Source organism: Okibacterium sp. AC114, from assembly GCF_979253355.1.
Genome location: NZ_CEEDBR010000001.1, coordinates 485,114 through 506,781 on the forward strand (window position 1 = coordinate 485,114; position 21,668 = coordinate 506,781).

Annotated in this window: 22 protein-coding genes; 7 read left to right on the forward strand and 15 right to left on the reverse strand. The window is 67.7% G+C overall.

Annotation, left to right across the window (positions count from 1 at the left end):
- Window positions 1-2 precede the first annotated feature (2 nt).
- The gene (locus tag ACZ6IE_RS02380) at window positions 3-215 is read left to right on the forward strand and encodes an Rv0909 family putative TA system antitoxin (RefSeq protein WP_077054156.1); all 213 of its coding nucleotides are present in this window, start codon (window positions 3-5) and stop codon (window positions 213-215) included.
- A gap of 100 nt (window positions 216-315) precedes the next feature.
- Here ACZ6IE_RS02380 and rhaI read toward each other — a convergent pair whose 3' ends face one another.
- The 5 genes from rhaI to ACZ6IE_RS02405 form a co-directional block, all read right to left on the reverse strand.
- Window positions 316-1,485, reverse strand: coding sequence for an L-rhamnose isomerase (rhaI, locus tag ACZ6IE_RS02385; protein ID WP_077054155.1), 1,170 nt, complete (start codon window positions 1,483-1,485; stop codon window positions 316-318).
- A gap of 174 nt (window positions 1,486-1,659) precedes the next feature.
- Entirely contained in the window at window positions 1,660-2,712 is a 1,053-nt protein-coding gene (gene rhaS / locus ACZ6IE_RS02390) for a rhamnose ABC transporter substrate-binding protein (RefSeq protein WP_079726807.1), read from the reverse strand.
- Window positions 2,713-2,770: 58 nt separating this feature from the next.
- Window positions 2,771-3,874, reverse strand: coding sequence for an ABC transporter permease (locus ACZ6IE_RS02395; protein ID WP_079726808.1), 1,104 nt, complete (start codon window positions 3,872-3,874; stop codon window positions 2,771-2,773).
- Complete coding sequence (locus tag ACZ6IE_RS02400; protein ID WP_464608573.1) at window positions 3,867-4,865, reverse strand: ABC transporter permease; 999 nt, start codon at window positions 4,863-4,865, stop codon at window positions 3,867-3,869. The genes ACZ6IE_RS02395 and ACZ6IE_RS02400 overlap by 8 nt, the downstream gene beginning before the upstream one ends.
- A 62-nt stretch (window positions 4,866-4,927) precedes the next feature.
- Window positions 4,928-6,460: a sugar ABC transporter ATP-binding protein gene (locus ACZ6IE_RS02405; protein WP_464606618.1), complete on the reverse strand. Its 1,533-nt coding sequence runs from the start codon at window positions 6,458-6,460 to the stop codon at window positions 4,928-4,930.
- A 291-nt stretch (window positions 6,461-6,751) separates the two neighbouring features.
- Between ACZ6IE_RS02405 and ACZ6IE_RS02410 the strand changes: the two genes are divergently transcribed.
- Complete coding sequence (locus ACZ6IE_RS02410; protein ID WP_464606619.1) at window positions 6,752-7,909, forward strand: benzoate/H(+) symporter BenE family transporter; 1,158 nt, start codon at window positions 6,752-6,754, stop codon at window positions 7,907-7,909.
- 6 nt (window positions 7,910-7,915) lie between these two features.
- Here the strand turns inward: ACZ6IE_RS02410 and ACZ6IE_RS02415 are convergent, their stop codons facing one another.
- Complete coding sequence (locus ACZ6IE_RS02415; protein ID WP_464606620.1) at window positions 7,916-8,386, reverse strand: DUF3817 domain-containing protein; 471 nt, start codon at window positions 8,384-8,386, stop codon at window positions 7,916-7,918.
- 128 nt (window positions 8,387-8,514) lie between these two features.
- Between ACZ6IE_RS02415 and ACZ6IE_RS02420 the strand changes: the two genes are divergently transcribed.
- On the forward strand, window positions 8,515-8,817 hold the full coding sequence (locus ACZ6IE_RS02420; protein WP_464606621.1) for a hypothetical protein: 303 nt from the start codon (window positions 8,515-8,517) through the stop codon (window positions 8,815-8,817).
- 76 nt (window positions 8,818-8,893) lie between these two features.
- Here the strand turns inward: ACZ6IE_RS02420 and ACZ6IE_RS02425 are convergent, their stop codons facing one another.
- Both ACZ6IE_RS02425 and ACZ6IE_RS02430 read right to left on the reverse strand, forming a co-directional pair.
- Window positions 8,894-9,694, reverse strand: coding sequence for an NAD(P)H-dependent oxidoreductase (locus ACZ6IE_RS02425; protein ID WP_464606622.1), 801 nt, complete (start codon window positions 9,692-9,694; stop codon window positions 8,894-8,896).
- A complete protein-coding gene (locus ACZ6IE_RS02430; RefSeq protein ID WP_464606623.1) occupies window positions 9,691-10,308 on the reverse strand; it encodes a TetR/AcrR family transcriptional regulator in 618 nt (205 codons plus the stop codon). The genes ACZ6IE_RS02425 and ACZ6IE_RS02430 overlap by 4 nt, the downstream gene beginning before the upstream one ends.
- Window positions 10,309-10,441: 133 nt before the next feature.
- Between ACZ6IE_RS02430 and ACZ6IE_RS02435 the strand changes: the two genes are divergently transcribed.
- Window positions 10,442-10,903, forward strand: coding sequence for a GNAT family N-acetyltransferase (locus ACZ6IE_RS02435; RefSeq protein WP_464606624.1), 462 nt, complete (start codon window positions 10,442-10,444; stop codon window positions 10,901-10,903).
- Window positions 10,904-10,989: 86 nt separating this feature from the next.
- Here the strand turns inward: ACZ6IE_RS02435 and ACZ6IE_RS02440 are convergent, their stop codons facing one another.
- From ACZ6IE_RS02440 to ACZ6IE_RS02455, 4 genes are all read right to left on the reverse strand, one after another.
- On the reverse strand, window positions 10,990-11,595 hold the full coding sequence (locus ACZ6IE_RS02440) for a class I SAM-dependent methyltransferase (RefSeq protein ID WP_464606625.1): 606 nt from the start codon (window positions 11,593-11,595) through the stop codon (window positions 10,990-10,992).
- Between the two features lie 104 nt (window positions 11,596-11,699).
- Entirely contained in the window at window positions 11,700-12,026 is a 327-nt protein-coding gene (locus ACZ6IE_RS02445; protein WP_464606626.1) for a YciI family protein, read from the reverse strand.
- 164 nt (window positions 12,027-12,190) lie between these two features.
- Complete coding sequence (locus ACZ6IE_RS02450) at window positions 12,191-12,652, reverse strand: MarR family winged helix-turn-helix transcriptional regulator (protein WP_464606627.1); 462 nt, start codon at window positions 12,650-12,652, stop codon at window positions 12,191-12,193.
- A complete protein-coding gene (locus ACZ6IE_RS02455) occupies window positions 12,652-12,969 on the reverse strand; it encodes a DUF7882 family protein (protein ID WP_464606628.1) in 318 nt (105 codons plus the stop codon). The genes ACZ6IE_RS02450 and ACZ6IE_RS02455 overlap by 1 nt, the downstream gene beginning before the upstream one ends.
- Window positions 12,970-13,148: 179 nt before the next feature.
- On the opposite strand from ACZ6IE_RS02455, the gene ACZ6IE_RS02460 reads away from it, so the two are divergent.
- Window positions 13,149-13,547 carry a VOC family protein gene (locus tag ACZ6IE_RS02460; protein WP_464606629.1) on the forward strand — a complete coding sequence of 133 codons (399 nt, stop codon included), beginning with the start codon at window positions 13,149-13,151 and terminating at the stop codon, window positions 13,545-13,547.
- Window positions 13,548-13,590: 43 nt separating this feature from the next.
- Here the strand turns inward: ACZ6IE_RS02460 and ACZ6IE_RS02465 are convergent, their stop codons facing one another.
- From ACZ6IE_RS02465 to ACZ6IE_RS02475, 3 genes are all read right to left on the reverse strand, one after another.
- Window positions 13,591-14,256, reverse strand: coding sequence for a pentapeptide repeat-containing protein (locus ACZ6IE_RS02465; protein WP_464606630.1), 666 nt, complete (start codon window positions 14,254-14,256; stop codon window positions 13,591-13,593).
- A 92-nt stretch (window positions 14,257-14,348) separates the two neighbouring features.
- Complete coding sequence (locus ACZ6IE_RS02470) at window positions 14,349-16,688, reverse strand: acyltransferase family protein (RefSeq protein WP_464606631.1); 2,340 nt, start codon at window positions 16,686-16,688, stop codon at window positions 14,349-14,351.
- 23 nt (window positions 16,689-16,711) lie between these two features.
- Entirely contained in the window at window positions 16,712-19,576 is a 2,865-nt protein-coding gene (locus ACZ6IE_RS02475; RefSeq protein WP_464606632.1) for a M14 family zinc carboxypeptidase, read from the reverse strand.
- A gap of 335 nt (window positions 19,577-19,911) precedes the next feature.
- Here ACZ6IE_RS02475 and ACZ6IE_RS02480 point away from each other — a divergent pair, with 335 nt between their 5' ends.
- On the forward strand, window positions 19,912-21,060 hold the full coding sequence (locus ACZ6IE_RS02480) for a zinc-dependent alcohol dehydrogenase (protein WP_464606633.1): 1,149 nt from the start codon (window positions 19,912-19,914) through the stop codon (window positions 21,058-21,060).
- 31 nt (window positions 21,061-21,091) lie between these two features.
- The gene (locus ACZ6IE_RS02485; RefSeq protein WP_464606634.1) at window positions 21,092-21,667 is read left to right on the forward strand and encodes a hypothetical protein; all 576 of its coding nucleotides are present in this window, start codon (window positions 21,092-21,094) and stop codon (window positions 21,665-21,667) included.
- Window position 21,668: the final 1 nt, after the last annotated feature.

The window sequence follows — 21,668 nt, forward strand, 5'->3', positions numbered from 1 at the left end:
CGATGGCTGGTTTCGACGACGTAACGAAGAAGGCTCAGGAGTTTCTGAAGAGCGACAAGGTGCAAGACGCCCTCAAGGGTCAGAAGGCCGAAGAGGTCAGCGACAAGATCCTCGGCGGCGTGGCCGATGTCGCCAACAAGGTCACGGGCGGCAAGCACGCCGACAAGATCGAGGGCGCGCGCGACGCGGCCGACAAGAAGATCGGCGACCAGTAGTCGTTCGATCGATACACGAATGAGGGGCGAGCCGTAGTGGCTCGCCCCTCATTCGTGTGTGGCGCTCAGCGCTGATCGCTCAGCGCTCAGGGCTCAGGGCTTAGGCGCCCCAGCTGGCCTGTGCGCCGCCGACGCGCTCGGCCGCGATCTTCTCCTGGTGGCCCGACGCCGCATAGGCGGCCATCGGGTCGGCCGGCAGGCCGCGGGATTCACGCCACGCGGCGAGGTCGGGCCGCACGTCGCGGTAGAAGGCATCCATCAGAATGCCGTGGGCGCCGAGCACGTCGCCCGCCGCCTGCGCCGCGGACAGGGCCTCGCGGTCGATGAGCAGCGCACGCGCCGTCATCTCTTGCACGTTGAGCACCGAACGCATCTGGCCGGGGATCTTCTGCTCGATGTTGTGGCACTGGTCGAGCATGAAGGCCACGCCCGAATCGGGCCCGAACCCGCCGCCGCGGATGACCTCGGCGAGGATGCGGAACAGCTGGAACGGGTCGGCCGCGCCCACGATCAGGTCGTCGTCGGCGTAGAAACGCGAGTTGAAGTCGAACGAGCCGAGCTTTCCGAGGCGCAGCAGCTGCGCGACGATGAACTCGATGTTGGTGCCGGGCGCGTGGTGGCCCGTGTCGAGGCATACGAGCGCCTTGTCGCCGAGTGCGACCGTGTGGGCGTAGGACGTGCCCCAGTCGGGAACGTCGGTGTGATAGAACGCGGGCTCGAAGAACTTGTACTCGAGCACGAGGCGCTGGTCGTCGCCGAGGCCCGCATAGATCTGCTGCAGCGAGTCGGCGAGCCGGTCCTGACGAGCGCGGATGTCATCCTGGCCCGGGTAGTTGGTGCCGTCGGCGAGCCAGATCTTCAGGTCGCGCGATCCGGTCTGGTGCATGATGTCGATGCAGCGCAGGTGGTGGTCGATGGCTTTCTGGCGGATGACGGGGTCGGAGTGCGTGACCGAGCCGAGCTTGTAGTCGTCGTCCTGGAACGTGTTGCTGTTGATCGTTCCGAGTTCGACGCCCAGGCCGTTGGCGTATTCGCGCAGCTGGCCGAAGTCGTCCACGACGTCCCACGGAATGTGGAGGGCGACAGTGGGGGCGAGGCCCGTGAGCTCGTGCACCTTGGCGGCATCCGCGATCTTCTCGTAGGGGTCGCGGGCGGTGCCGGGCGAGCCGAAGACGCGGAAGCGGGTGCCCGAGTTGCCGAATGCCCAGGAGGGCAGTTCGATGGCCTGCTGCGCGAGCAGCGGGGCCACGGTTTCGAACGAGGTTGTCATGTGCTTCTCTCTACTGCTTGTGGCTCGTCTCGGGGGCGACAGCCGAATGTGTCGAAGCGGGGGATGCAGACATCCACCCGTTCTTGAATCGTTTCAATCGTACCGCACGAGGGGCGGTGAAGACGTCTGGCCGGCAGACCACCTCTGCCGGCCAGACGTGAGCGGGTCGACGACTTAGAAGTCGAAGTCCCCGATGTTCTCCTTGTTGAAGACCGTCGGGTCGCCCAACAGCACGACGCCGTCCTCGGCGACCTCGAACGAGCCGAGCTTGCCCGCCTCGAACTTATCGCCCGCCTTGCCCGTGATGTCGCCCTTGACGAGCGCGTCGGCGGCGAAGGCGGCCAGGTAGCCGAGGTCTTCGGGGTTCCACAGGGCGAAGGCCGTGACGGTGCCGTCCTCGACGAAGTCACGCATCTGGTTCGGCGTGCCGAGGCCGGTCACAGCGACCTTGCCCTTGTATTCCGAGGTCTGCAGGTAGCGCGCGGCGGCAGCGATACCGACCGTGGTGGGCGAGACGATGCCCTTCAGGTTCGGGTGGCTCTGCAGCAGCGCGGCCGTCTTGTCGAACGAGGTCTGGTCGTCGTCGTCGCCATAGACGGTGTCGACGAGCTTCACGTTCGGGTGGTTCGCGGCCAGGTCTTCCTTCATCAGTTCGATCCAGGCGTTCTGGTTGGTCGCGTTGGCGGCGGCCGACAGGATGGCGATCTCGCCCGAGTCGCCGATCTGCTCCGTGATCAGGTCGACCTGGGCCTTGGCGATACCTTCGGCGCTGGCCTGGTTGATGAAGATGTCGCGGCAGTCGGTGTTGGTGTCGGAGTCGAACGTGACGACCTTGACGTCGGCGTCGCGGGCCTCGTTGAGGGCGTCGCAGATTGCCTTCGGGTCGTTCGCCGAGACGACGAGCGCCGAGACAGCCTGCTGCGTGGCGGTGTTGATGTAGCTGACCTGGGCATCGGGGGTCGCCTCAGAGGGGCCGACCTCCTGGAAGGTGCCGCCGAATTCCTCGACGGCGGCCTTGCCGCCCTTGGAGCTGGTGTCGAAGTAGGGGTTACCGAGGTTCTTCGGCAGGAAGGTCACGGTGACGTCGCCGCCTCCACCCTCGCCGCCGCCGCCGGAGCCGCCCGTCGAACCACCCGAACAGGCGGTGGCGACGAGGGCGACGCTCACCGCGAGTGCGGCGATCGCGCTGACCCGGGCTGCACCCGAGTTACGTGTGTGAAACAACATCCTTGTTCTTCCTTTCAATGGGGTGGGTCGATGTGAGTGCATCGACAAAAAGGTGCGCCTACGCCTGGGCCGCGGAGACTGCTCCTCGTTTTCTCCCGCCGGGTCGCTGCCGCTTCTTGGACAGCCAGGCGAGGAAGCTTGCGGACACCACCGAGAGCACGAGCAGCACTCCCGTGATGATGTTGATGACATCCGAGGTGACGTTGGCGAGGCGCAGGGCCGAGGCCAGCACGCCGATCAACAGCACACCGGCGATCACGCCGTGCATGGCGCCACGGCCGCCGAAGATCGAGACGCCGCCGAGCAGCACGGCCGCGATGACCTGCAGCTCGAGGCCCGTGGCGTTGTCACCGCGGGCGCTGCCGAAGCGCAGCGTGAAGTAGATGCCCGCGAAGGCCGACACGACGCCCGTGAGCACGAACAGGATGAACTTGGTGCGGGCCACGTTGACGCCCGAGAACGAGGCGGCCTCGTCGTTCAGGCCGATCGCGAAGATGCCGCGGCCGAAGGGCGTGAAGTGCAGCAGCACGATGAAGACGATCGCCAGCAGCACGAACGGGATCATGATGACGGGGAACGGGGAGTCGCCGATCTTGTCTTTGGCGAGGTCGGTCCAGAACTCGGGCCAGTCGGTGACGGCCGTCGTGCCGAGCAGGCCGACCGCCAGGCCGCGATAGAGCGCGAGCGTGCCGATGGTGACGGCGAGCGATGGCAGCCCCACGACCGTGATGAGGAAGCCGTTGAGCGCTCCGCCGAGCGCACCCGCGACGAGGGCGAAGAGCGCAGCGGCCTCGAGCGGCCAGCCGGCCTGCGTCAGGGTTCCGAGCAGCACGCTCGACAGGCCAACGATCGAGGCCACCGACAGGTCGATCTCGCCCGTGATGATGACGAGGGTCATCGGCAGCGCGATCAGCAGGATGGGCGCCACGTCGAGCAGCAGGTAGGTGATCGTGATGGGCCGGTCGAAGCCGCGCACGGTCGAGATCGCGACGACGATCACGACGAGCAGCAGGGCGATGATGGCCATCTCGCGGGTCAGCAGGATGCGTCGCCACAGCGGCGTGCCGTAGTCGCGGTAGGTGCGAACGGATGCCTGAGCATCCGCGCGCCCGGACGGGTTCAGTGACTCGGGGGTCACGGTGGTCTTCGTGGAATCAGACATCGGTGTCGTCCCTCGCCTCGAGGAGTTTGCGGGATTGTCGGAGTGAGAGCAGGCGGTCGAGCACGATCGCGCCGATGATGAGCACGCCGACTACGGCGCGCTGCCAGAAGTCGGGCACCCCGATGATGGGCAGGGCCCGGTTGATGGTGAGCAGCAGCACGGCGCCGAGGGCCGCGCCCCAGACGGTGCCCGAGCCGCCGAAGATGGCGACGCCGCCGATGACCGCCGCGCCGACCGCGTCGAGCTCCCAGCCCGAACCGGCCTGCGAGTTGACGGTGCCGTAGCGGGCCGCGTAGAGCACGCCCGCGAGTCCGGCGAGGGCGCCGGAGGCCACGAACGCGAGCAGGATGCGACGCGTCACGCGCAGGCCGTAGAGCTTGGCGGCATCCGGGTCACTGCCGATGGCATAGAACTCGCGACCGCCGCGGGTGTTGCGCATGTACCAGGCGGCGATGACGAGCACGATGAGCGCCAGGATGGTGAGCAACGGAATGCTGAGGATCGATCCGGTTCCGAGGGCCAGGAACGGCTTCGGCAGGTCGGAGGCGTTGATGCGATCGCTGCCCGCCCACAGCACGTTGATGCCGCGATAGGCGTAGAGCGTGCCGAGCGTGATCACGAGCGCCGGCACCTTGGCGAAGGCCACGAGCGCGCCGTTGATCACGCCGAGGAACGCGCCGAACGCGACGCCGGCCACGAAGACGACGATGATCGGGATGCCCGGAACGTCGATGAACAGGCGGCCGGTCAGGTAGGCGGTCAGGCCGAGCGTCGACCCGACGGACAGGTCCACGCTGCGTGTGATGATGACCATGGCCTGGCCGACGGCCACGAGCACGAGGATCGAGGGCGTCAGCAGCAGGTCGCGCCAGCCGTCGGTCGAGAACACGAAGGACGGGTTCTTGGTCGTGGCGACCACGACGACCACGACGATGGCGATCAGGATGCTGGTCTCGCGGGCCTTGAAGAAGTGCCCGATGCCCGCGGTCAGCGCGTTGCCCTTCTTGGGGCCCGGGGCGTTGGTGCGCCGCGTATCGGGGGTGGCTACGGATGTCACGGCTGGAGCTCCTCGGCGTGGGTGGCGGCGAACATGACGGATTCGGCGTCGGCGACGCTGCGGTCGAGGTGCGCGGTGATGCGGCCCTCGCGCATGACGAGCACGCGGTCGGCCATGCCGAGCACTTCAGGTAGCTCGGACGAGATCATGAGGATTCCCATGCCTTCGCCCGCGAGCTGCGAGAGCAGGCGGTGCACCTCGCTCTTGGTGCCGACGTCGATGCCACGCGTCGGCTCGTCGATGATCAGGATGTCGGGGTGCGTGGCCAGCCACTTGCCGAGCACGACTTTCTGCTGGTTCCCGCCCGAAAGGGTGCCGACGGGTGTGTCGAGCGAGGCCGTCTTGACCTCGAGGCGCGACGCCCACACCTTGGCGGCCTGGTTCTCGGCGCCGTTCGTGATGAGGCCCATCTTGGCCAGCTTCGTGCGAATGGCCATGGTCGTGTTGCGGGACACGGATGAATCGAGCACGAGTCCCTGCTTGCGGCGATCTTCGGGCACCAGCGCGATTCCCCGCGCCATGGCGGCCGTCGGATTCTTCTTCGGGATGGCCTTGCCCTTCAGCGTCACCGAACCGGAGTCGTAGCCATCCACACCGAAGACGGCGCGGGCCACCTCGCTGCGGCCGGCGCCCACGAGCCCGGCCAGGCCGACGATCTCGCCCGCTTTGACCTCGAAGGAGATGTCGGAGAAGATGCCGGCGGAGTTCAGGTCGCGCACCTCGAGGAGCGTGTCGCCGACCGTGGTCTCTTGTTTCGGGAACAGATCGGTCACGTCGCGGCCCACCATGCGGCGCACGATCTCGTCGACGCTTGTGTCGCTGATGGCGTCGGTCGAGATGTAGGAGCCGTCGCGCATGACCGTGATCATGTCGCAGAGCGCGAAGACCTCTTCGAAGCGGTGCGAGATGAAGACGAGCGCGCGGCCCTCGTCGCGCAGGCTGCGGGCCACAGCGAACAGGCGGTCGACCTCGACGCCCGAGAGCGCGGCCGTGGGTTCGTCCATGATGAGCACGCGGGCGTCGAGCGAGATGGCCTTGGCGATCTCGATGATCTGCTGGTCGGCGATCGACAGGCCCTCGGCGGGGCGGTCGGGGTCGATGCGCACGCCCAGACGTTCGAACAGGCCCTGGGCCTCTGAGCGCATGGCCTTGCGGTCGATGCGGCCGAAACGGTTGGTGGGCTGGCGGCCCATGAAGATGTTCTCGGTGACCGACAGGTCGGGGAAGAGGGTCGGCTCCTGATAGATGACGGCGATGCCGGCGGCCTTGGATTCGGCGGTCGAGCGGAAGTCGACGTCTTCGCCGCGCAGGCGGAATTCGCCCGAGTCGCGCTGGTAGAGGCCGGCGACGATCTTCACGAGCGTGGACTTGCCGGCACCGTTCTCGCCGACGAGGGCGTGGATGCTGTTCATGCGCACGGTGAGCGTCGCGGACTTCAGGGCGACGACGGCGCCGAAGGCCTTGCCCACGTCGCGCAATTCGAGCGCGGCCGGGCCGGTCGGCTCTGCGGTGTCGATGGGAGTCGTCATTGACTTGCTTCCTCCACGGTGAGGTCGGACCGCTGATGAATCGTTTCAACCGCGGGATCGTTATGACTTTACGGCCGGGCGCGGCCCGTCGTCAAGTCTGATGCGCAACCGTTACACGAACGCCGGGTGCGCCCGTCCATTCTTCCGCACACGGCGGGCCCACGAATCGCCGCGCGTCGGTGCGGCCTCGCGTCGGTTCGGCGCCGGATGCCTGCCCGCGCGCCGGTAGAGTAGGCGAAAACTCGGGCGACGATGGGGTGGCCGCCGCATGACCGACACCCGGGAGCCCGCATGATCCAACCGCTCATCGCCGGCGTCGTCGGGGCCGCCATCGCCTTTGCCAGCACCTTCGCGATCGTGTTGGCCGGTCTGACGGCCATGGGCGCGACACCGGCCGAGGCGGCATCCGGGCTGTTGGCGCTGTGTCTCGTGCAGGGCATCCTGGCGGCCGTGCTGTCGTGGCGCTACCGTCAGCCGCTCTCGTTCGCGTGGTCGACGCCGGGTGCCGCGCTCCTCGTCGCCGCCCACGGCAGCGCCGCGACGTTCCAGGCCGCGGTCGGCGCGTTCCTCGTGTGCGGGGTGCTGCTGCTGGTCACGGGACTGTGGCCCGCGCTCGGGCGGCTGGTCGGCCGCATCCCGTCACCGTTGGCCGGGGCCATGCTCGCCGGCATCCTGTTCCCGCTCTGCATCGCGCCCGTGTCGGCGGCCGTCTCGCTGCCCGCCTTCGCGTTGCCCGTCATCGTGGTGTGGCTGGTGCTCTACCGGCTCGCCCCGCGCTGGGCGGTTCCCGCGGCGCTCGTCGTGGCCGTCATCGGCATGGTGATCGCCTCGTCGGGGGCCCCCTTCGACGACCGGGATGGCGTGCTGCCCGCGCTCATTCCGCAGGTGCCCGTCTTCGACCCGCTCGTCATCGTCAGCGTCGCCCTGCCGCTCTACATCGTCACGATGGCGAGCCAGAACATCCCCGGTTTCGCCATCCTCAAGACGTTCGGCTACTCGGATGTTCCCACCCGGCCGGTTCTCGTGGGGGCTGGTGTCGCGTCCCTGTTCGCGGCACCCTTCGGCGGGCACGCGGTGAACCTGGTGGCGCTGTCGGCGGGCATGACGGCCGGGCCCGACGCACACCCCGACCGCTCGAAGCGCTGGGTGTCGTCGCTGTCGAGCGCGGCGGTCTACATCGTGCTGGGGCTGTTCGCGGGGGCGGCCGCCGCATTCATCCGCAATGCGCCGCCCGAGCTGATCGCGACCGTTGCCGGGCTGGCCCTCATCGGTGCGTTCCTGACCGGGGTCACGGCCGCCTTCGAGGAGGCGCCCCTGCGGGTTCCGGCGGCGATCACGTTCTTGGTCGTCGCATCCGGCGTCGTCATCGCGGGCATCGGGAGCGCGTTCTGGGGTTTGGGCGCGGGGCTGCTCGTGTGGGGGTGGCTCGGCGTCAAGCGCCGCGGCTGAGCAGCTTTAGGCGCTCGCGCCGCCGCCAACGGGTGGTCCGACGATCAGCAGCGCGCCGAAGACGACGATGACGCCGACCGCCGCGATCGATGCCACGAGAACGGGTCGCGCGAGCACCAGGCGCAGGGCCCGGTTCGGCAGGTTGTTGTCACGCGGGTCGTCGCCGGCGTGGCGGCGCCAGGGGACGGTGAGCAGGCCGCGGCGGGCGGCGACGATCTCGAACGGGATGGTGGCGAACGGGATGACGGCCGACACGAGCCCGAGCAGCATCGTGCCGATCTTCCAGCGCTGATTCACGCCGACGAAAACGACGACCACCACGTAGCAGAGGAACACGAAGCCGTGCAGGCCGCCGCCGATCGAGACACCCCAACCTCCGGCATCCAGCACGTATTTGATGAACATGCCCGTGAGCAGCAGTGCCCAGGTGATGGCTTCGGCGATGGCGAAGAGGCGGAAGAGGGCTTTGGGGGTCATGAGGGCTCCCGGATCGGCGGAACGAGGGTGCGACGAGCGCTCCTCGAGGCTAACGCGAGCATCTCTGAAAGTGCTGCGCGGATGGGCGTGAGGCGCGCTCGGTTCGCCGGGGCTGGCAGGATGTGTGCATGACGGAGATGCCTGCCTCGACCGCCCTCGCCGCCGAACTCGTCCCCACTCGTCGCCCGAAGGTTCTGGTTTTTCTGCGCTGGCTGCCCTCGCTCGTCGGTGCATTTTTCTTCGGAGACGCAACGGGCGCTGCCTGGAAGGGCACCGATATCGTGGTGCGTCGCGCCGACACGGGGCGCGACGTCCTCCGCATGGGCGGGCTGGATGTCGAAGAGGCCGACCGCCTCATCGCCCTGGTCCGCGCCGATCTCGACACCCACACCGTGGAGTCGTTCCTCGACGAGTGGCGCCACCGGGCCTAATCGGCTTCTGTGCCGCCCGCCGCCCGCCGCCCGCCGCCGGTCTGCCCGCGTCGAGCCGGGCTGAGCCTCGCTTCGCCTATTCGGAGTCGACGACGTGGATGGACAGGTCGGTGCGGCCGGGGAGAATCTCGGGGGCGAGCGCCCGCGTTCCGGCATAGTCGCCGTCCTTAAGTCGGCGGTAAGGCCGTCCCGTCTCGGTCTTGAGTCCGTCGATCCGCTCGTTGAGGCGCGCGATCTCCCGTTCGACCCCGGCCTCATCGAGGTCGTCGGCATCGTGGATGACGTGCAGATCGAGCGCTTCGATCCCGACGTACCAGAGCACGCCGTGCGTCAGGGGGAAGAGCAGCGAGTCGAGATCGCCGCTGATGCCGCGCTCGCCGATCGAGCGCTCATCCTCGCCCGCCGTCACGACGATGAGCGCCCGGCGCCCAGCGAGACCCCCGTCGCCGTACCGTCGCGGCACTCCGAGTTCGGGGTCGAGGTCCCCGTAGGCGAACCCGGCCGTCAGCACGCGGTCGAACCACCCCTTCAAGATGGCGGGCGTGCCGTACCACCACAGCGGAAACTGAATGACGAGTAACTCGGCATCCGCGAGCTTGGCTTGTTCGTGGTGGACGTCAGCGGGAACCTGTCCTCGGGCGAAAGCTTCCCCGGCGAGCACGCCGATGTTTCCGGTTTCCTCACCGAGGTCGCCGAGGTCGCCATTGCCGAGAACGGGGTCGAACCCCTGCGCATACAGATCGGATGTCGTCACGCTGTAGTGCTCCGACAGCGCCCGAGTCCCCGCGCGAAAAAGCTGCCCGTTGAACGAATCCGGGCGTGGGTGGGCGTAAACCCAGAGGGCCGAGCCGGGCGTGGGTGTGTGAGAGATCGTCATCGTTCGGTCGTCCTAGCGTCCTGTGTGTTTTCGCGGCAGAGCGCCGCGACGAGCTGTGTGAGCGTTGCGCGAGCGCGGTGGGCGTCGATCGACCCGTCGAGCGCGCGGCGGGCCAGCGCATCACCCGCGCCGACGATGGCTGCAAGGCTGGCCGTATCCAGGGGGCCGCTAAGTGGTTCGAGCGCTGCTCGACACATCGAGAGGTACTCGTCCTCCGCTTCCTGCCGCACCTGAGTGAGCGTGGCCGACCCGGCCAGGGCGGCGACGACGTCGGCGAGCTCGCGCCCTTCGGCCAGGCAGCAGTCGATGTATGCCCCCGCGACGAGGCTCGACACAGCGGCCAGGTCGGGCGCCGCACCGCGCAGCGCCTCCTCGAGCGTCTCGCGCTGTCGCGACTCGAATTCACGGTAAAGCTCCGCTAGAACCCCAGCCCGGTCCCCGAAGTGGTCGTAGACCAGCGGCTTCGTCACCCGGGCCCGCTCGGCCAGCCGACCCAGCGTGAACGTGTCGGTCCCCTCATCCCGAATCAGCTCGCGAGCCGCATCGAGCAACTGCCGGTGCCGCTCACTCTTCGACAGCCGCTGACGGGGCTCCGTCGCCACATCTCGTTCCATTGCCGCTCCTCGCGCTCCCACAAACTTACCTCTAGTAACTTACGAAGAGTAACTTAATCAGATGGCTATGAGCAAGAGCGGCCGCGAACGCTCACCGGAGAGGTCGTTGACTGCAGGATGAGAGACTGGGCAGATGCTCGAGCGGGTGACGGCGGATGAGATCGAGGGGCTGCGGGCCTTTCTCGGCGAGGTCGATCTGACTCTGTCGGGGCTCGATGCGCCGACCGTGAGGCTGTGGAGGGAGCGCGCGCCGGATGGTGCGATCGTCGGCAGTACGGGCTGCGAGCTGAGCGGCGATGGCGCCCATGCTTTGATTCGCAGCGTGGCCGTGGCGCCGGGTCGTCGGGCGGCCGGGGCTGGTTCGCGGCTGGCGCGGTTCGCGCTCGAAGAGGCCGCCCGCTCGGGGGCGCGGCGGGCGTGGCTGTTCTCGCGGCGATCGGGCCCGTTCTGGCAGAAGCTCGGCTTCGAGCCCGCCGACCGGGCCGAGCTTGCGACGGTTTTGGGGCAGACGCATCAGGTGCGGCTTTTCACCGAGACCGGGCAGCTCGACCGCGAAGTCGCCTGGTCGCGCGGTCTCGACGACCTCTCCTGCTGAGTTCTAGAAAGAACCGACGGTCGCGGCCAGCCATATCGCTATTCACTAGTCGTCGTTCGTCGTTCGTCGTTCGCCGAACTCCGTTCTCAGGCGTTAGCCCGACGCCGAGCGAGTATCGCGCCGTGCGGCCGATAGCCCTGACCCGTGCGGGTATGCGTCTCGACGATGTCGAAGCCGGCATCCTGTGCCTCTGCGCTCAGAGCTTCGACCGGCCAGAAGTAGGCGCCGACGACGGCATGATCGAAGCGCTCGATCGACGGCCCGGTGAAGAACCCGAGCAGTAGTCCGCCGCCGGGTCGCAGGACGCGCGCAAACTCTCGCAACGGCACCTGAATCGAGCTGGGCTCATGGTGAATGAGTGAGTACCAGGACAGGATGCCTCCGACCGACGCCGGAGCCGCGCTCAAGGCATCCACGCTCTCGATCTCGAACGTTTGCTCGGGATAGGCCCCGCGCGCATGCTCGACGAAGCGTGGCACGACATCCACCCCGCGCACGTCGCCAACTCGTTCGGCGAGGAAGGCGGTCCAGTGCCCCGGCCCGCACCCGGCGTCGAGTATCGGCCCATCCTGATCTCGTGCCCACGCCGAGACGAGCTGAGCGTCCGAGGGATGGACGCCCGCCATCGAGCCGAGGTGTTCCACGTATTCGTCGGCTCGGCGCGAATAGGCGTCTCGGATCGGTGCGTCCATGCTCTCGAGCGTACGAGACGAGACGAAACGTGGCGTGCGAGGTTGTGAGTCGCAGCTCATCGAAACGTCATGAGCTGAGACGGTGCGCGGCCCGGCCGATCGCGTCAGACCAGCGTGGCGCGCAGCTCGACCCGCCGCGCGCATGCTCGCGAGGCGCGGGTGGCGATGTCGCGCGCTACGTCGGCGCTGGGGGCATCGATGAGCCAGAACCCGGAGAAGTACTCGCGCCCGGTGGCGAATGGCCCCGCGGTCAGCGAGATGTCGTCGCCGCGCGCATCGATCACCACGGAGTCGTCGGGATGGGCGAGCCCTTCGGCGGCGATTAGCTGTCCCGCCGCTACCAGCTCGTCGTTGAGCGCGCTGACGGCGGCCATTTCCTCGTCGGTTCCCGTGCGGGTTGCCGTGTCGATGACAGAGAGAAGAAACTTCATCGTGACTCCTTTGTTCGCGGTTTAGGGGCCACGCTCGCAGAGTGGGAATCAGTCGTCAAGGTAGATGTGCGAGCCCAGGCGCCGGGGTGAGGGTGGCGGCGGCGGAGCATGCACGATCGCCCGCTGTCGCGCTATCAGACCGGCACGCGGCCGCGGTGCAGCCGTCAGGCGGCGTCGGGCTGGGCGACGTCGACGAGGGCGGTGAGGAAACGCAGGACGACGGTGGCGTCGTCCGTCGAGAGTTCTTCGATGAGCCGCTGGATGCGCACCTCGGCGGCCTCGCGGCTCGGGGTGGCCGAGGGGGCCATGTCGCGTGCCTCGAGCGTGAGGGCTCGACGGTCGGTGGGATGCGGCATGCGTTCCACGGAGCCGAGTTTCTCGAGCCGGTCGATGAGCATGGTCGTGCTGGGCGAGGACAACCCCAAATGGGAGGCGAGCTGCTTCGGGCCGACGGGCTGCCGCTGGCTGCGCTGGTCGCGCAGGTAGTCGACGGCGAGGATGTCGGTGTCACCCATGCCGGTTTCGGCGCGGATGTGTCGGCGCATCGCGATGTCAGTGTTGCGGCACAGCAACAGTGCGCGCATGATCTCGGCGTTCGACTGGTCGCGGCTGAGTGTTCCGCGCATCAGGCTGCGCGGTTGACGGGCGCCGGTTCGGGCAGCGCCTGCAGGCCGTTCGTGCTGTTCGCGCTCGACAGCAGGTCTTCGACCCAGGCGCGGTTGATGGGCACCTTTTTGCTGCCCGAGTACTTGAAGAACAGGGGGATCGCGGGGTGGATCCAGATCGTGGAACGACCGCTGCCGGCATAGGCCGGGGTCTCCCAGGACAGCACGTGCGGTTCGCCGCGGCGCAATTTCGTGATGATCGCCAGCTGCAGGTGCGCCAGCATGCGGTCCTCGAAGTCGATCTTCGAGCCGTCGGTTCCGTATACGAGCATGCCCATCGACACCACGTCCAATCATTCAAGTCATCTAGTAGTTAGATCATCTAGTAAATACGGATGAATAACAAATCGCGGCGAGTCGGGCTCCGTTCTTGACGTCGCGGCCGCGGGGCGGGACCATCGGAGAAACGAGCGCGGGCCGGCAGACCGGAGCTGCGTCATCCGATCGAGGAGAGACCATGCAGCCACGCATCCACGTCACCAGCGTGTTCGTCGACGACCAGGCGAAGGCGCTCCAGTTCTACACCGACACGCTCGGCTTCGTCGCCAAGACGGACATTCCGGTCGGTGAGTACCGCTGGCTGACCGTCGTCGGCCCGGGCGAACCCGACGGCGTCGAGTTGCTGCTCGAACCCGATGTGCACCCGGCCGCGCAGGCCTACAAGAAAGCTCTCGTGGCAGACGGCATCCCCGCGGCCTCGTTCATGGTCGACGATGTGGATGCGGCATTCCGCGAGCTCTCGGCGCAGGGCGTCACGTTCGTGCAGCCGCCCGTGCCTGCCGGGCCCGTCACGACGGCCGTGCTCGACGACACGTGCGGCAACCTCATCCAGCTCGTCAGCCCCGTCGCGCAGTAGGGGCCCAGGCCGGTTGCGCTTGCGGGGCGCTCGCGCCTCGACGTCAGCCGTCGACCACGATGCCGAGGTGTTCGGCGAACATCGAAGCGAGTTCGGAGACCTGCATCGACGACATGGTGGCGCCCTTCAGGCCCTCGAGCCCCGAGATGCGGCGCAGGTCGAGCGTGCGCAGGTCGACGTTCTGCAGGGCGGCGCGCGTGACGTCGAGGCTGTTGAGCGTGCAATCGACGAACGCGAGCCGGTTGACGGTGGCGCCGCCCAGGTCGAGTTCGTCGATCGAGCAGTTCGTGAACTGGACGTCTTGCAGCACGGCCCCGCGCAGGTTGACGAACCCGAGCTTCGACCCGGTGATGTGCACCGACCGCCAATTGGACTCGTAGAACTCGGCCGAGCCGATGCGCGATTGGTCGATCGACACCTCGCGGAACCGCGACCGAGGCGCCGCGATGATGGGCGCGTTGAGCCGCTCGATGGTGGTCTCGACGAAACCGGCCCCCCGCAGCAGCACGTCGTGCGCTTCGAGGTCTTCGAACGCGGACTCGGAGACGGTCAGGCCGCTGAGATCCTGCCCCGAGACGTCGGCGCCGACGAAGCGCAGGCCGTCGACGTTCTCGTGCGCATCGAGCAGGCCCGTGTCGCCGTCTTCGAGCCCGACGAGCCGGATGGTCGGAATCTGCGGCGTGAGCGAGGACTTCTTCTTCGGGGGCATGGCACTTCACTTCTGGCGGGCCGGCGAGGCCTGTTTCTCGGCGATCCGAGCTGCGTCGAGGCTATCGTGCGGCACCGACATCCGCCCCTGCGCTAAATCAGCCCCTGATCGCCGAACAGGCGTCGGATGGCCGGGGCGATGTGCTCCGAATACGCGGTCGTCAGGTGCACGGTGTCGTACTTCGTCGGCCACGTGGCGGCGAACGCGGGGCAGCGCCCATCCACGCAGTTCACGGGCAGCGCGTCGATGTAGTGATCGCCGGATGCCTGAGCCTGCGCCTGTGTGGCCGCCGAGAAGTCCTGCCACGCCGGGTCGATGTCGACCACGCAATCGCCCGGGTTCGACACCTGTGAGTAGCACGCGTCGAGGTCGGCCCCGAGGGGCGGCGGCGCGAGGTAGACGATCTTGCCGGCACTGTTGAAGCGGGAGGCGAGCGATGCGGTCGAGCTCACCATGTCGGCGGTCGAGAGCGGGCGCCCGTCGGACGACTGGCCGAGCGCGAAGGCGTTGGCCACGACGACGAGCTGCGGCTGATCGCTCGCGATGCGGTCGGCGATGTCCTGTTTGCGCTGCGTGCAGCTATCCATGACTCCGTCGCCGTCGTTCTGCACGAGCACGTCGGTGAAGCGGCAGCCGTAGAGGCCGATGGTCGTGATCTTCCACTGCCCGTCGCTGTTGTCGGCGATCTGGCGGAACGCGGGGGCGTAGGTGAGTGCGATCGAGTCGCCCACGACATACATGTGGTTGGGGGCGTCGCCCGAACCCCAGGTGCAGCCACCGAAGTCGGGCGTCGAACCGGGCTCGAAGCATCCGCGGGCCGGGTTGTCGTTCGAGGTGGTGCGCAGGGCGTCGTCGAGCGACGGCGACAGGTTGTCGGGCCAGGCCGTGGCCGAGAGCGCGGCGCTCAGGTCGGCGCGCGCCTGGTCAAGCGGGTTCGCGGCGTTTTGTTGCGAAGCCTCGGGGGCGGCCTGCGGGGCTTGTCCGCGCGACGAGAAACCGGCGGCGATGATGACGACCGTGACGACGACGAGCAGGGCCAGGGTCGAGAGGATGAACTGCGAGCCGAACCTCTCCTGCCAGCGGCCCCACGCCTCGCTGCGGGCGGTCGCACGTGCGACGCGTCGAGCCTCGGCATCCGTCACGCCGACCTCGGAGAACGACCGCAACCACGGCGAGTGGTGCAGCGGCTGCTCGATCAGCAGGTAGGCCAAAACCGAGATCACGAAGATGAGGCCCGCGGTGATGAGTGTGCGCTCGAGCGTCTCGTCGACGAGGAAGAGCGGCACGAACACGATCACGGGGAAGTGCCACAGGTAGAGCGAATACGAGATGTTGCCGAGGAACGTGGTGACGGGGTTGCTGATGGGGAAGAGGTAGCGTTGCGGCCCGCCGATGCCGGCCAGCAGCACCACGGCCGTCGCGACGACGGGCAGAGCCGCCCACGGCCCGGGGAACGGCTTCGAGGCGTCGATCACGAAGAACGAGGCGACGATGCCCGCGAGTCCGGCCCAGCCGAGCACGAAACGCACGGCGACGGGCAGCCGCAGGAAGAGGGGGGCGGCCGCGGCCAGCACCGCGCCGACGCCGAGCTCCCACACGCGCGTGAAGGTCGAGAAGTAGGCGATCTCGGCGTTCTCGCGCGTCTCCCACATGGCGAAGGCGAAGGACGCGACCGAGATCAGGCCCATCGCGACGATCACAACGATGCGGATGCGGCGACCCGAGCGGTCGCGGTTGCCGCGGGAGAGCGCCATCCCGATGGCGAACAGCAGCAGGAGCAACGCGGGCCACACGAGGTAGAACTGCTCCTCGACGCTCAGCGACCAGAAGTGTTGCAGCGGCGAATCGGCGTCGGTCTGCTGGAAGTAGTCGGTGCCCGTGACCGCGAAACGCCAGTTGGCGGCGAGGAAGAAGCTGGCCACGGCATCCCAGATGGTCTCCCAGGCGCGCGTCTTGTTGAACACGAACCAGCCGACGGCCGTCGTGGCGACGAGCACGGTGAGCGCGGCGGGCAGGATGCGGCGGATGCGGCGCGCATAGAAGCCGACGATGCTGAAACGGCCGGTGCGCTCGCGTTCGCGCAGAATGAGGCCCGTGATGAGGAAGCCCGAGATGACGAAGAACACGTCGACGCCCACGAAACCGCCGCTCGGCCATCCCAATAGGTGATTGAGGATGACGGCCACGACGGCCACGGCGCGCAGTCCCTGAATATCGGCGCGAACCCGGCCCCGTGGAGCCGCCGTCGTCTCTGGAAGAGAAGCTGTTTGTTCGGTTGTCGTTTGCGCTGCCACTCGTCTCCCCAGATGTGAACCGCAGACGAGCCTAGCGCAGCAATGTTGCGGATGATCGCGTTCCCACGACCGTGATGCGCTCGGGTCTGCGCTCCCACGAAAAAGGGTGCGCCCGGCCGACGAATCGACCGGACGCACCCTCGGATGGAGCGTGGAGCAGGTTACTCGATCGTGTCGACCGAGCGGGGTGCCTCAGCGGTGGCGGCTGCCGAGCGGCCGCGCAGGCGCATCGCACCGAGCGTCGCGGCACCGAGGGCGAGCAGGCCGGCGGCGAGGCCACCGATCAGCAGCGCGTCCGAACCCGAATTGGCGAGACCGCCCGGACGGGTACCGGCACCAGCGGCAGGCGTCGTCGGCAGGGCGACGGGCGCCGGGGTGGCCGACGGCGAGTCGCTCGGCACGGGCACCGGGGTGGGCTCGGGCGTGGGCTCGGGGACGACCACGGCCGCGGGAACCTCGACCTCGGCACCGGCGACGCCGGCCCAGAGAAGCGAGGTGGCGACGTCTTGCGACCCGCCGACCACGTGGGCGCGGTAGGTGGGAACCGTTCCGAACAGCAGGACGCGGGAGCCGGTGGCTGCCGTCTTGGAGACGACGGCGGCCTGGCGTGCCGAGTTCTCCTGCGCGCGACCGGCCGACGAGGCCCAGTGGCCCGAGACGAACGGGTCGGCGGCGTAGGTCTGTTCGACCGTGGCGGCCGGGTCGAGCACCGTGAACCAGGTGGCCGGGGAGACGAACGCCGTGTCCTGCGGGAAGTCGCCGAGCACGCCGTCAGCAGCGGTTTCGACGCTCACGATTCCGTTGGAACCGCTCGTGCCCGACACCGGGGTGGTGGTCAGCAGGCCGAACGTGTTGGCGAAGTTCGCCGCAGCCGTTCCTCGACCCGTGACACCCTTACCGCTCGCGAGGTAGGCGTTGACGGCCGCGGTTCCGGCGGCCTGGTCGGCGTTGAACGCGAGGTTCGAGCCGATCCAGAGCACGTCGATCTGCGACAGGTCGGCGGCCCCCGAGGTGATCGAGGCCGCGTTGACGAGGACCAGGTCGCGGAAGCCGAGGCGTTCCAGCGTCACGCGGTCGTCCTGCGTGCCCGTGTAACCGACACGCTGGGCGCCGAGACCGGTGCTGTCCTCGGTGCGCAGGCGCTGGCCGTCCGACGCCGCGAAGGTGACCTCGTATTTAGCCGTGACCTCGCTGACCGACTGGCGGCTGGTCTCGTCGAGCTTCAGGATCACGGTGCCGTCGTCGAAGCGCGAGACCGCGACCCCGTCGTGCAGCAATTCGTTGATGGCCTGGATGGATGCCACACCGTTGGCCTCGAGTTCGAGGTAGGCGGCCGTGGCGGGAACGACGGAGCTGAGCGGCGTGGAGGTGACGGGCGTCGCCGTGACGGCGAGCGGGGCGTCGGTGGTGCTGCCGATGGCGTCGACGTCGGCACCCCACAGGAGCGAGAGGCTCCAGGCGGAGATGTCGTACATGTCGGGCACGCGCTCCGAGATGTCGGTTCCGTCGGCGAGCAGCACGTTGGCGAGGCCGCGCAGCGGCTGGTGCATGTCGACGAGGTAGGAGCCGGCGGGGTAGGTGGTGCCGTTGGCCGTGAGGGCCGACGTGGTCTTCTGCACCTCGATGCCGTTGACGAGCAGCTGGTCGACGAGCGTGTTGGCGTCGGTGTCCGAGCGCTGCGTGCCGCCGACGGGGATGACGTAGGCGCGGGGCAGCTTCGCGGTGTAGACGTCGGTCTCGTCCCAGATCTCGGCCCAGGCGTTCGGGGCGGGGACCGTCGCGGGGTCGATGTCGGCGGGAACCGTGCGGAGCGGTTCGCCGGCGTCGCCGCGGCGGAAGATCTCGATCTGGTTGTCGAGCAGTGCGTCCGAGTTCTCGACCACGTAGTCGACGGCGGTGTCGATGACGACACCGGCCACGGCGACGTTCACCTCGCCGCGACGGGTTCCCTCTGGCACGTTGTTGTTGACGCGTCCGAGGGGCAGCTCGACCGTGTTGGTGATGGCGCCCTGGAAAGCCACGTACTGGGGCGCGAAGATGGGGGGCCAGTCATCCCAGCCCGCGCGGATGTCGCGGTAGGGGATGAGGATCTTGCCCGTGTTGGTGGTCGTGGCGCTGCCATCGGCGGCCTGGTAGGTGTTGCCCGGGATGTTCGCCTCGACGACGGCCTTCTCGATTTCGAGCGCGGCGTCGTAGGCGTGCGGCAGGAACAGGTCGTACTCGTAGTTCTCGCCGTGGGGCGGGCCGCAGGGCTCGACCTGCAGGATGTTGGTGTAGCCGTGGATGTCGATGAAGTTGGTCGGCTGGATGATGTTCGACAGGTCGCGCGTGATCGACGCCTCGACCGTCGCGCCCGTGATGAAGTCGCGGTTGGGGTCGAAGCCCGCGGCCACGGCGCGCTGGCCGAGTGCGCGGCCGTCGGGGTTGTTCGTCAGCGTGAAGTAGATGCGGTGCGTGCGCAGCAGCTCGGCGGTCTCGGCCGAGGTGTCGTTCAGCATGTCCTCGATGTACTTGATGCTGGCGTCGGTGCCCTCCCACTCGTTTCCGTGGATGTTGGCGTTGAACCAGATCGGGATCTTGTAGCCGTCCTGCAGCGCCTGGTCGGTGGCGGCCGCGGCGGCGTTGTTCTTGATCTTGTCGCGCCAGGCGTTCTGCTGAGCGGTTTCGGCGGCCGTCTCGGGCGCCGTCAGGGTGATGAAGTGGATGTCGCGGCCGAGGTCGGTTGTGCCGACCACCTGCGCGGAAACCTTGTTGCTGCGTGCGAGCCACGAGTTGATCTTGGGTGCGATCTCGTCGTAGGGGGTCAGGCCGCGCTGCGTCGATGCATCGGCCGGGAAGTCGGCGGCCAGGGGCACGGGCTGCTGGAAGGGGTAGCTGGTCGGCATCTTGATGGCCGGGTTGGTGGGGCGCACGATGGGAGTCGCCGACGACTCGGCATCGGCGACCGCGGGGTCGGGGAAGAACGAGAGAAGCGCCACTGCTGCCGATATGGCACCAACGGTGAGGATGGGTCTTTTCTTAGCCATGGTTTCCGTTCGTCGAAATGTGGAGGTGCCGCCCCAGAATAGGGGCGCTGCGTTTCGGCCCCGGTTTCCTTACGTTTCCGGCTCGTTTCAGCTTCGTTTGCGTCATTTGTCGCGCTAGACAGGCCTTTCTGACGCATTATTTCGCGGGGCGCGCGAAAAGCGGCACGCATGGATGTCGCGCGCAACGATCGTGCGCCCCGTGCGCGTTTCGGCCCGCGGGAGGCGCTTTTTACACCCGTTCGGGGGTGCTGGCAATCGTCTTGTCGGATCGCGCTCATTTTGGAAAAGTGGCCGACCAAGACGACCACGTCACCCCATCCCGCCAAGGAGAAGACATGCGCGCCATGGAATACCGCGGACCGTACAAGGTCCGCGTGCAGGAGAAAGACATGCCGAAGATCGAGCATCCGAACGACGCCATCGTGCGCGTCACGATGGCCGCGATCTGCGGTTCCGATCTGCACCTCTATCACGGCATGATGCCCGACACCCGCGTCGGCCACACGTTCGGCCACGAGTTCATCGGCGTCGTCGAGCAGGTCGGTTCGTCGGTCGAGAACCTGAAGGTCGGCGACCGCGTGATGGTGCCCTTCAACATCTATTGCGGCTCGTGCTACTTCTGTGCGCGCGGCCTCTACTCCAACTGCCACAACGTCAACCCGAATGCCACGGCCGTGGGCGGCATCTACGGTTACTCGCACACGTGCGGCGGCTACGACGGGGGACAGGCGGAGTATGTGCGCGTGCCGTTCGCCGATGTCGGGCCCCAGGTCATCCCCGACGACATCCACGAGGAGGATGCCCTGCTCATGACCGACGCGCTATCGACGGGCTATTTCGGCGCACAGCTCGGCGACATCGTCGAGGGCGACACCGTCGTGGTGTTCGGCGCCGGACCGGTGGGCCTCTTCGCCGCGAAATCGTCGTGGCTCATGGGCGCCGGCAGGGTGATCGTGATCGACCACCTCGAGAACCGTCTCGAGAAGGCCCGCACGTTCGCCCACGCCGAGACCTACAACTTCGCCGAATACGACGACATCGTCGTGCACATGAAGAAGATCACCGATTTCCTCGGGGCGGATGTCGCGATCGACGCCGTGGGCGCCGAGGCCGACGGCAATCTCACGCAGAGCATCACGGGCACCAAGCTCAAGCTGCAGGGCGGCTCACCGACCGCTCTCAACTGGGCCATCGACTCGGTTCGCAAGGGCGGCACGATCTCGGTCATGGGTGCTTACGGCCCCATCTTCAGCGCCGTGAAGTTCGGCGACGCGATGAACAAGGGCCTCACGCTGCGCATGAACCAAGCGCCCGTGAAGCGCCAGTGGCCGCGCCTGTTCGAACACATCAGGAACGGGTACCTGAGCCCGCGCGACATCATCACCCACCGCATCCCGCTCGACGAGATCGCCGAGGGATACCACCTGTTCTCGTCCAAGCTGGACGACTGCATCAAACCCGTCATCGTGCCGAGCGCGAGCTGACCCGGCCCGCCGCCGGAGAGGAGAAACGATCATGGCCTACACCGCAGAGAAACCGACCCGCGCGCTGTCGAGCGATGAGCTGCGTCAGCGCATCCCCGGCTGGGGCGCCGACCTCGACAAGAAGGACCGCCCGGCCGTGCCGAAGGAGCGTTTCGCTCCCGAGGTGACGGGGGCGCACTGGGACTTCCCCGAGCGCCAGGAGGAGCTGGTGCCGCGCGAGCGTTCGATCGAGCACAAGTTCTTGACGCCCGTTTTCGGCACGTCGGCGCCGCTCAAGGGGCTGAGCGGAGTCATCCGTCGCTATGCCTATGCGCAGTACAGCGAGGGGCGACTGGCGCACTGGATGCTGCTCATCCTGGGCGATCGTGTCGACGCCATCGAGAGTCACGTGACGTCGCTGGCATCCGGACACCCCGATAACCCGATCACCGAGACGGGCGTGTTGGCCGAGGGCAAGTATCACGGGTTCGCGTCCCGCTTCGGGCGGCGTCGCGTCGATGTGAAGCACAGCTGGATCGACCCGATCGTGGTCGCCGGGCCGTGGTTACTGGTCGGCTGGGCCGCTTTCGTCGTCGGCCGCGCCGGGGTGCGGGCCGTGCGTCGCTGAG

What these genes read in the sequence shown, in the direction of transcription:
- ACZ6IE_RS02380 (WP_077054156.1), top strand. Translation starts at nt 3, where the DNA reads ATGGCTGGTTTCGACGACGTAACGAAGAAGGCTCAGGAGTTTCTGAAG.
- rhaI (WP_077054155.1), bottom strand. Translation starts at nt 1,485, where the DNA reads ATGACAACCTCGTTCGAAACCGTGGCCCCGCTGCTCGCGCAGCAGGCC.
- rhaS (WP_079726807.1), bottom strand. Translation starts at nt 2,712, where the DNA reads ATGTTGTTTCACACACGTAACTCGGGTGCAGCCCGGGTCAGCGCGATC.
- ACZ6IE_RS02395 (WP_079726808.1), bottom strand. Translation starts at nt 3,874, where the DNA reads ATGTCTGATTCCACGAAGACCACCGTGACCCCCGAGTCACTGAACCCG.
- ACZ6IE_RS02405 (WP_464606618.1), bottom strand. Translation starts at nt 6,460, where the DNA reads ATGACGACTCCCATCGACACCGCAGAGCCGACCGGCCCGGCCGCGCTC.
- ACZ6IE_RS02410 (WP_464606619.1), top strand. Translation starts at nt 6,752, where the DNA reads ATGATCCAACCGCTCATCGCCGGCGTCGTCGGGGCCGCCATCGCCTTT.
- ACZ6IE_RS02415 (WP_464606620.1), bottom strand. Translation starts at nt 8,386, where the DNA reads ATGACCCCCAAAGCCCTCTTCCGCCTCTTCGCCATCGCCGAAGCCATC.
- ACZ6IE_RS02420 (WP_464606621.1), top strand. Translation starts at nt 8,515, where the DNA reads ATGACGGAGATGCCTGCCTCGACCGCCCTCGCCGCCGAACTCGTCCCC.
- ACZ6IE_RS02425 (WP_464606622.1), bottom strand. Translation starts at nt 9,694, where the DNA reads ATGACGATCTCTCACACACCCACGCCCGGCTCGGCCCTCTGGGTTTAC.
- ACZ6IE_RS02430 (WP_464606623.1), bottom strand. Translation starts at nt 10,308, where the DNA reads ATGGAACGAGATGTGGCGACGGAGCCCCGTCAGCGGCTGTCGAAGAGT.
- ACZ6IE_RS02435 (WP_464606624.1), top strand. Translation starts at nt 10,442, where the DNA reads ATGCTCGAGCGGGTGACGGCGGATGAGATCGAGGGGCTGCGGGCCTTT.
- ACZ6IE_RS02440 (WP_464606625.1), bottom strand. Translation starts at nt 11,595, where the DNA reads ATGGACGCACCGATCCGAGACGCCTATTCGCGCCGAGCCGACGAATAC.
- ACZ6IE_RS02445 (WP_464606626.1), bottom strand. Translation starts at nt 12,026, where the DNA reads ATGAAGTTTCTTCTCTCTGTCATCGACACGGCAACCCGCACGGGAACC.
- ACZ6IE_RS02450 (WP_464606627.1), bottom strand. Translation starts at nt 12,652, where the DNA reads ATGCGCGGAACACTCAGCCGCGACCAGTCGAACGCCGAGATCATGCGC.
- ACZ6IE_RS02455 (WP_464606628.1), bottom strand. Translation starts at nt 12,969, where the DNA reads ATGGGCATGCTCGTATACGGAACCGACGGCTCGAAGATCGACTTCGAG.
- ACZ6IE_RS02460 (WP_464606629.1), top strand. Translation starts at nt 13,149, where the DNA reads ATGCAGCCACGCATCCACGTCACCAGCGTGTTCGTCGACGACCAGGCG.
- ACZ6IE_RS02465 (WP_464606630.1), bottom strand. Translation starts at nt 14,256, where the DNA reads ATGCCCCCGAAGAAGAAGTCCTCGCTCACGCCGCAGATTCCGACCATC.
- ACZ6IE_RS02475 (WP_464606632.1), bottom strand. Translation starts at nt 19,576, where the DNA reads ATGGCTAAGAAAAGACCCATCCTCACCGTTGGTGCCATATCGGCAGCA.
- ACZ6IE_RS02480 (WP_464606633.1), top strand. Translation starts at nt 19,912, where the DNA reads ATGCGCGCCATGGAATACCGCGGACCGTACAAGGTCCGCGTGCAGGAG.
- ACZ6IE_RS02485 (WP_464606634.1), top strand. Translation starts at nt 21,092, where the DNA reads ATGGCCTACACCGCAGAGAAACCGACCCGCGCGCTGTCGAGCGATGAG.